General features: G+C 74.4%; 8 protein-coding genes and 1 pseudogene. 2 read left to right on the top strand and 7 right to left on the bottom strand.

What is annotated here, in order from left to right; translation table 11 throughout:
- Nucleotides 1-96: 96 nt before the first annotated feature.
- The 4 genes from ACPT94_RS23645 to ACPT94_RS23630 form a co-directional block, all read right to left on the bottom strand.
- A complete protein-coding gene (locus ACPT94_RS23645) occupies nt 97-876 on the bottom strand; it encodes a TIGR04222 domain-containing membrane protein (protein ID WP_360337797.1) in 780 nt (259 codons plus the stop codon).
- Between the two features lie 111 nt (nt 877-987).
- On the bottom strand, nt 988-1,770 hold the full coding sequence (locus ACPT94_RS23640) for a DUF4142 domain-containing protein (protein WP_425246764.1): 783 nt from the start codon (nt 1,768-1,770) through the stop codon (nt 988-990).
- Between the two features lie 270 nt (nt 1,771-2,040).
- Nucleotides 2,041-3,366 carry an MbnB/TglH/ChrH family RiPP precursor modification enzyme gene (locus ACPT94_RS23635; protein WP_425246763.1) on the bottom strand — a complete coding sequence of 442 codons (1,326 nt, stop codon included), beginning with the start codon at nt 3,364-3,366 and terminating at the stop codon, nt 2,041-2,043.
- 118 nt (nt 3,367-3,484) lie between these two features.
- Entirely contained in the window at nt 3,485-4,186 is a 702-nt protein-coding gene (locus ACPT94_RS23630) for a peptidyl-tRNA hydrolase (protein ID WP_425246762.1), read from the bottom strand.
- Between the two features lie 42 nt (nt 4,187-4,228).
- On the opposite strand from ACPT94_RS23630, the gene ACPT94_RS23625 reads away from it, so the two are divergent.
- Nucleotides 4,229-5,101, top strand: a complete 873-nt coding sequence (locus tag ACPT94_RS23625) for an ABC transporter ATP-binding protein (RefSeq protein WP_425246760.1) — start codon at nt 4,229-4,231, stop codon at nt 5,099-5,101.
- A complete protein-coding gene (locus ACPT94_RS23620) occupies nt 5,098-5,769 on the top strand; it encodes an ABC transporter (RefSeq protein ID WP_360337785.1) in 672 nt (223 codons plus the stop codon). Before ACPT94_RS23625 ends, ACPT94_RS23620 begins: the two co-directional genes overlap by 4 nt.
- A gap of 9 nt (nt 5,770-5,778) precedes the next feature.
- Here ACPT94_RS23620 and ACPT94_RS23615 read toward each other — a convergent pair whose 3' ends face one another.
- The 3 genes and pseudogenes from ACPT94_RS23615 to ACPT94_RS23605 form a co-directional block, all read right to left on the bottom strand.
- Nucleotides 5,779-6,006: a hypothetical protein gene (locus ACPT94_RS23615; protein ID WP_425246759.1), complete on the bottom strand. Its 228-nt coding sequence runs from the start codon at nt 6,004-6,006 to the stop codon at nt 5,779-5,781.
- 28 nt (nt 6,007-6,034) lie between these two features.
- Complete coding sequence (locus ACPT94_RS23610; protein ID WP_425246758.1) at nt 6,035-6,913, bottom strand: polysaccharide deacetylase family protein; 879 nt, start codon at nt 6,911-6,913, stop codon at nt 6,035-6,037.
- Nucleotides 6,914-7,173: 260 nt separating this feature from the next.
- A pseudogene (locus ACPT94_RS23605) lies at nt 7,174-7,316 on the bottom strand (IS630 family transposase); the annotation flags it as partial.

Raw genomic sequence — 7,316 nt, 5'->3', positions numbered from 1 at the left:
CCCGCACCCCGGACCGGCCCCTGACCCCGGGCGCGTACGGCCGGCCGCGGTCCCGAGCCGCCGCGATGCCGCGGGGGCTCGGTACCGCGGCCGTCCTCAGTCGCGTCCGTGCGGCTCGCGGTGTGCGAAGGCCGCCCGCAGGTCCGGTTCGCCGACGGCCCGGATCCCGCGTACCGCCACGGAGGTCAGGTACGTGCGGTCGTCGCCGCCGTCACGGTCGGCGTGCCGGGCCAGTGTGCCCAGCAGCCGCTGTCCCGCCGGGGAGGCCCAGCGCGAGTACGGATGGACCTCGACCCGGGCGATGGCCAGGCAGCTCAGGGTGAGTGCGAGGGGCAGCGCGAACCAGAGGGCGACCAGGGTGCGCGGCATGTCCGAGGGGGCGGGCATCAGCAGCGCGACGGCGCCCAGCGTGAGCACGGTCAGCGCGGCGCCCCGCACCTGCCGCACCCCGGCCGCGACCGTCGTACGCGCACCGTCCGGCACGGCGAGACCGGCGTTGACCAGGCGGTCGGCGAGGCCGCGCACCGCGTCCGCCGCGGCAGCGGCGGCCCGCACGGGCGCGATCCGCGACTGGCCCTCGGGCCCGATGGCCCCTATGACCGACCGTTCGATCTCGTCACGGCCGCGCGGGTCCACGACGGTGGCCCAGCCGGTGTGGGCGAGCAGCAGCCGCCGCTGCCGTGCCATGGACACCAGGGTGAGGTCGGCGACCCGGCCCGGGCCGCCGGAGAGGAACGCCGCCTCGTAGAGCGTCAGATCATGTCCCTGGCCCGCGTCCGTGTCGACGGCCGCCGCACGGACGGCGGCCAGGCACAGCCGTGTGCACGCCGCGCCGGCGACGGCCCAGGCCAGCAGCAGGAGAAGGACCCAGAACATGCCGTTTTTCTATGCCAGACACACAGGGAAACGCCATGCCTTGTTCACAATCCGGACCGAGCGTTGTGGGTATGTGACGTTCCGCTTCGCTTCGTCCCGGCCGGCCGGTCCTCAGGAACCCTCCTGCGGTGGCGGACCGGTCGCGGCCGGCGGGAGCGTGTAGCTCGGGTACGGCGACGGCGTGACCGGCACGACCTGGCCGGGGTCGGCCACCGACCACGGCGGGGAGGGCGAGTTGGCCGGCGGCGCGCTGCTGCCGACCGCCAACTGCCGGGCCAGCGCGTCGAAGTCGACGTATCCGGTGGCTTCCAGGACCGTGATGTGGTCCAGGACGGTGGTGTTGGCGTCGTCGGCGAGCTGCCGTACCAGCGCGTTCTGGGTGCCGGCCCGCACCTGTGCGACCACGGAGAACACCCGGCCGTGCGCCACCCGCAGGATGTTGGCGAACTTCCGGTCGTAGTCCACGCCCTGAGCCGCGTTCAGCTCCTCCAGCCAGCCCTTCTGCTGGTCGGTGGGCTCGTTGGGCAGCGCGAGCCCGAGTTGCGCGGCGACGCTGCGCACCCGCTCGTCGAGGAAGGTGTGCCCCTCGACGAGATGCCGCCCCGCCGCCCGTACGGCCTCGGTGGTGCCCTTCTGCTGCGCCTGCTGACCGGCCGGCAGCTCCCACAGTCCGGCCAGCCGCACCTTGGTGACGAAGTCCCGGTCGAGCGCGGACAGCGGACCGTACTGCGTCGCCACGGTCTGCGCGTTCAGGACGTCCGCGTCCGTCGCGGGCCCGTCCTCGTACGACCAGATCGGGTAGAGCAGTGCCACGAGGGTCGCCGCCAGGCCCGTGATGATGAGCCCGGTGCCAGTGAAGATGCCTCTGCCCCTGATCGGGGGTCGCGGTCGCATGGTGCCTCCTGCTTGCGGCACCGCACGCCAGTGTGCTTCGGGTGCGGGATTGGCATATTACTGCGGCCGCTACGCCAACTGTCGTAGAGGGGCGAAGGGTTGGATGGCGGACATCCGGGACGAACAGAGGGCTGTCGGTAGGCGGCATAAGGGGCGAAACAGGGGTGAAAGAGGCACCGGGCGACCTGCTGCTACTCGGGTGTTAACCCCGGCACATTCGGGATGCCGCCCGGTCGGTACGACTGTCCGCGGCCGGACGGGGCCGGGCGCTCACCGCCGGGCCAGCGCCCGCCCCACCCGCGCCCAGCGCGACCGCGGCCTCGGGGCGGGGCCCGAGCGGTCCAGCCACCACCGGCGCAGCTCGCGCCGGACCCGGCCCTCCTCCAACTGCCCGCCCAGCAGCAGCCGCTCCGCGAAGTCCAGTGCGTCCTGCCGGTACCCCCCGCGCATCGGGTGCCCCTGGGCGTACGCGAGGAAAGCGGACCGGTAGCCGCTGCCGAGGATCGACGGCAGTTCCGGGGCGACCTTCGCCACCACGTCCGCCCGCTTGGCGGCCAGGGACCGGGCCTGGACACCGAGGCGCACCCGGTCGAAACCCTCGGGGGCGGGGGTCCCGGCGACCAGGGCCGACAGCAGGGCGGCCTGCGCGAGGCCGAGGCGCTGGCGCACCGCCTCCGGGGCTCCGACGGGGACGTGGGACCGCACGGGAGCGGTCCCGTCCGAGTCCGCGGTGCCGGAGGCGCCCGAGGTCTCCGAGACGGTCCGGATCCGGGCGCCCTCCCGCACCGCGTCCCGGATCGACGCCAACTCCCGCTCCAGATCGGCCGGTTCGGGGAAGTTCTCGTCGCGCTCCAGCAGCACCCCGGGCGGCGAGACACGGGACGCGAGGTCGGTCAGGATGTCGAGGACCGGGCGGGGCACCGGGTGGGCGTGGCTGTCGTGCCAGACGCCGTCGCGCTCGAAGCCGCCCGCGACATGGACGTAGGCGATGGCTTCCAGCGGCAGCTCGGCGAGCGCCTTGGCCGGGTCCTCGCCGCGGTTGACGTGGTTGGTGTGCAGGTTGGCCACGTCGATCAGCAGCCGTACGCCGGTGCGGTCGGCCAGCTCGTACAGGAACTGGCCCTCCGTCAGCTCCTCGCCGGGCCAGGCGATGAGCGCGGCGATGTTCTCCACGGCGAGCGGCACCGGCAGCGCCTCCTGCGCGATGCGCACGTTCTCGCACAGCACGTCGAGGGCGTCGCGGGTGCGCGGTACGGGCAGCAGGTGCCCGGCCTCCAGGGCCGGGGAGGCCGTCAGCGGCCCGCCCGCGCGGACGAACGCGATGTGTTCGGTGACCAGCGGGGAACCCAGCGCCTCGGCCCGCTCGGCGAGCGCCGTCAGCCGCCCCGCGTCGGGGCGGTCCGCGCCGCCGAGCCCGAGCGACACGCCGTGCGGGACGACGGTGACGCCGCGCTCGCGCAGCCGCAGCAGGGAGTCGGGGAGGTGCCCCGGGCAGACGTTCTCGGCGACGACCTCGACCCAGTCGATGCCCGGCATCCGTTCCACGGCGTCCGCGATCTCCGGCCGCCAGCCGATTCCCGTCCCGAGTCGCGTCATGGTCCCCTCCTCCGCCCAGGCCCCCGCCGTGGTGACGGGGATATGACCCCGCCATCCGGGCCCGAACCGTCCGCCGCCCTCCTTCAGAGCAACATTTGAGGTTCGGCGCGGGGTGCGGTCACCGGGCCCGCAGGGCCGGATGGTCCGCGACCACCGTGCAGGACCCCGGCGCGATCTCGGTGAACCCCGCGTCCCGCACCAGCGGCAGCCCGCTCCCCGTCAGCTCCCGCCACCGCTCGGGCGCCGCCGTCCGCACGGCCAGCGGAAAGCCCGCCTCGCACCACGCCGCACGCTCCTGGTCCGACAGCTCCCACCAGGCGAGCTGCGCACCGTGCCCGGCCTGCGCCATCGCCTTGCCCGCCGACATCTCCACCTCCGGGCTCATCCACAGCACCGGCACCCCCGGGTCCGCCTCCGCCGGCGTCTCGGGATCGTCGAGGTCGGTCCCCGACACCTGCAGCTTCGCGAGGTCCTTCGGCCACCCGTCCAACGGCACCGGCGGGAACACCCGCACCTCCGCGGCCTTCCCGGTCACGGTGATCCCCGGCAACGCCCCGGCCCGCCGCCACTCGGCCCCCCGAGCCCGCCGCACGACCTTCCGGATCCGGGCGTCCTGCCAGTCCCGCACGGCCTGCGCCCACTCCCCGTCCCCGACGGAGCGCGGATCGCTCAGCATGACGAGCACGGCGCGGGCAGCGGTCTCGAGAGCGTCGGTACGGGCGGGCGGCTCGGTCTTCTCCAGCCGCACGACGAGGGGCAGCACGAACTGCGGGGCCCGGTCACGAGGGTTCGGCTCGGTCTGAAAGGGACTCTCACTCACGCGGCGCAGGGTACTGGACTCCCGTACGAGAAGATGCTGCCCATGGAACGCGCATTACGTCTGGACGACGTGGGCCGCCGCTACGGCGTCCGCGGCCCCTGGGTCCTCCGCGACGTGAACCTGCATCTCACCCCCGGGACCCTCACCCGCGTCCAGGGCGCCAACGGCACGGGCAAATCCACCCTTCTCCGTCTCCTCGCCCGCATCGACGCTCCGACCACGGGCCGGGTCACCGGCCGTCCCCGGACCGCCTACGTCCCCGAACGCTTCCCCGCCGCCCTCCCCTTCACCGCGGTCGGCTACCTCACTCACCTCGGCACCGTCCACGGCCTCACCCGTGCCGCCGCCGAGCGTGCCGCGGGTGACTGGCTGGACCGCTTCGGCGCCACCCCCTACACGCGCACGCCGTTGTCCCGCCTGTCCAAGGGCAGCAGCCAGAAGGTCGCCGTGGCCCAGGCATTCCTCGCCGACCCGGAACTCCTCGTCCTGGACGAGGCCTGGACCGGCCTGGACACCGACGCGCGGGCCGAACTGGACCGGGCGGTCGCCGAGCGTACGGCCGCCGGCGCCGCCGTCGTCTTCGTCGACCACGACCCCCGCCGTCTCGCCGGCACGGCCGACGCCACCTGCACGGTGAGCGACGGCACCCTCCACCGCCGTACGGAACCACCCGCCGTCCCCGCCGGGCCGCGCGTGGTCGTCGAGGTGCAGGGTCCGCCCGCCGGGCCGCTGCCGGCGGAGGCGCGCCGCCTGGCCGTCGAGGCCGAGGAACCGGCCCCCGGCACCCACCGCCTCACCGTCCCCGCCTCCCACTCCGACGTCCTGCTGCGTGCCCTGCTCACCGCCCGCCCGCCGTGGCACGTGGTGAGCGTCGCCGCGGCGTCCGAGCCGCTCGACCGTGAAGGCAGTTCATGACCGCTCTCCTGCGCTACCAGGCCGCCCTGCTCGTCCGCTCCCAGCGCTGGCTGCCGCCGGTCCTCCTGCACGCCGTCTTCCTCGGCGTCGGCGTCCAGAGCGGCCAGCCCGTGCTGGACTCGCTCGGCTACGCGGCGGCCGCCCTGCTTCCCGTCGCGGCCTGGCTGGTGCGGATCTGTGTGACCAACGAGCCCCCGGCCGCCCGCACCGTCGTCGCCGCGGCGGCCGGGCCGGTGCGGGCGCACCTGGCCGCCGTGCTGGTCGCGCTGGGGGCGGCGGGCCTGCTCGGTACGGCCACGACGGCGGTCGTCGCCCTGATCAGCGACCCCGTGAGCGCCGACCATCAGCAACGGATCCCCCTCCCGCAGGCCTCCGCCGCCGGACTGCTCGCCACCCTGACCTGCGCCCTGCTCGGTACGGCCGTCGGCGCGCTCACCGCCTGGCCGGTGCTGCGCTCGCCGGGTCGAGCGGTCCCGACGCTGTTGCTCGCCGCGCTGCTGGCACTGGTGGTGACGGGTTCCCCGGCGCAGGCGGCGGTCAGCGGCCTGGTCACCGGCTCGCGGTCCGCGACGGTTCACCCGCCGCTGCTGCCCCTGGCCGCCGCGGCACTCGTCACGGCCGCGGCGACGGCCGTGGCCTGCGCGCTCACCGCCCGCAGGTCGCCCTGAGCCGCCCGCTCAGCCCGAGCACGCCGTGCGCTGCGCCTCCTGCCTCCCCCACTCTCGACTTCGCTCGAGCGGGGGGACCCCCATACAGACGGGGCACAGCGTGATCCCCTTGTACGACTCCGGGTAATCCGTGGGCTCCCGGCACAGCACGCAGTCCGCATACGGCGGTCCGTCGGCCTTGGGCGGCCGGGTCGCGTCGATCAGGCAGTAGCCGATGTCGCCGTCGTCCTCGCTCATGCCTCCAGCGTACGAGAGGGCCCGCCGCTCACCGCCGGCCGTTCGCGGCCCCGATCAGCTCGGACACCTGCACGAACCGGTAGCCGCGGCGGCGCAGCTCGGGCACGATCACGCGCACCGCACTCTCGGTGGCGGGGGCGGCGCTGCGCGTGCAGTGCATGACGACCACCGAGCCCGGTCTCACCCCGTCCAGCACGTCCCGGGCCACGGCGTCCGCGTCGGTCGCGAAGGCGTCCCCGCTCACCACGTCCCACTGCACCGCGGTCACCCCGGCGCCGCTCACCGCCCGCAGCGCCCGCCGGTCGTAGCAGCCGCCGGGGAAGCGGAAGTAGGGCCTGGCGTCCGGCACCCCGGCCTCGCGGAAGGCCGCGTACGCCCGTTCCACGTCCGCCCGCATCCGGTCCTCGGGCATGGTCGGCAGGCCGTAGCAGTCGTCGGTGAAGGCGTAGTGGCTGTAGGAGTGGTTGGCGACCTCGAACAGCGGGTCGCGTCCGATCGCGCGGGCCTCCGCCGGGTACTCCTCGGCCCACCGGCCCGTCATGAACACGGTGGCCGGCACCTTCAGCGCCCGCAGCGTCGCGATCAGTTCCGGGTTGTCGAACCGCTCGCCCGCCGCCGCCCGCGCCCCCTGGTCGGCGGTCATGTCCGCGTCGAAGGTGAGGGCGACGGCTTTGTCGCCGGTGCGGGGGGCGTGCGAGAAGACGGGTGTCAGGCCGGCCGGGCCGGGGGCCAGCGTGGGCGGCCGGGACGGCGTGGGCGAGGGCTGGGCGGGGGCCGGGCGGGACTGCGCGGGTGAGGGATGAGCGGGGGCCGGGCGGGCGGCCCGGGGTGCCTGGTCCGTGCCGCAGGCGGCGAGCGCGGCGGCCAGGGCACAGAGGGCGGCGAGGCGGCGTACGGGAGCGATCATCGTATGAAGATATGAAAGATGAGCCGGCGGTTCCCCGCGCAGGCATGCGCGTCCGCCGTTCTGTCACCCGCCCGGGCCTTCACCTGGGGCGTGTTTCGAAAGTCCCGTCTGCCCGGCGACGCCTGGCACGCACGCTCGCCGCGTTGTCGGGCTCGCCCCGATACAACCAGTATCGGGGCGACCCTCCGCCTTGCGATCGCACGCACCAGACGCCGCCGGGCCTGCCCTTCGGGCAGACGACGCTACTTTCGGAACACGCCCTAGTCTTCTGAGTCGGGAATTCTGTTCAGATAACTGGCGAGGCGTTCGAGGATTTCGTCCGCGGTCTTCGTCCAGACGTAGGGCTTGGGATCGGTGTTCCACATGGCGATCCAGCTGCGGATGTCCTTCTCCAGCGCGTGGA

The sequence above is a fragment of the Streptomyces aurantiaciflavus genome (assembly GCF_049808595.1).
Taxonomy (GTDB): Bacteria; Actinomycetota; Actinomycetes; order Streptomycetales; family Streptomycetaceae; genus Streptomyces.
The sequence above is the reverse complement of the archived record's forward strand: the minus strand, read 5'-3'. Positions and strand labels throughout refer to the sequence as shown.

Excerpts from the sequence above, each read along its gene's own strand:
- ACPT94_RS23645 (WP_360337797.1), bottom strand. The coding sequence starts at position 876 with ATGTTCTGGGTCCTTCTCCTGCTGCTGGCCTGGGCCGTCGCCGGCGCG.
- ACPT94_RS23640 (WP_425246764.1), bottom strand. The coding sequence starts at position 1,770 with ATGCGACCGCGACCCCCGATCAGGGGCAGAGGCATCTTCACTGGCACC.
- ACPT94_RS23635 (WP_425246763.1), bottom strand. The coding sequence starts at position 3,366 with ATGACGCGACTCGGGACGGGAATCGGCTGGCGGCCGGAGATCGCGGAC.
- ACPT94_RS23625 (WP_425246760.1), top strand. The coding sequence starts at position 4,229 with ATGGAACGCGCATTACGTCTGGACGACGTGGGCCGCCGCTACGGCGTC.
- ACPT94_RS23620 (WP_360337785.1), top strand. The coding sequence starts at position 5,098 with ATGACCGCTCTCCTGCGCTACCAGGCCGCCCTGCTCGTCCGCTCCCAG.
- ACPT94_RS23615 (WP_425246759.1), bottom strand. The coding sequence starts at position 6,006 with ATGAGCGAGGACGACGGCGACATCGGCTACTGCCTGATCGACGCGACC.
- ACPT94_RS23610 (WP_425246758.1), bottom strand. The coding sequence starts at position 6,913 with ATGATCGCTCCCGTACGCCGCCTCGCCGCCCTCTGTGCCCTGGCCGCC.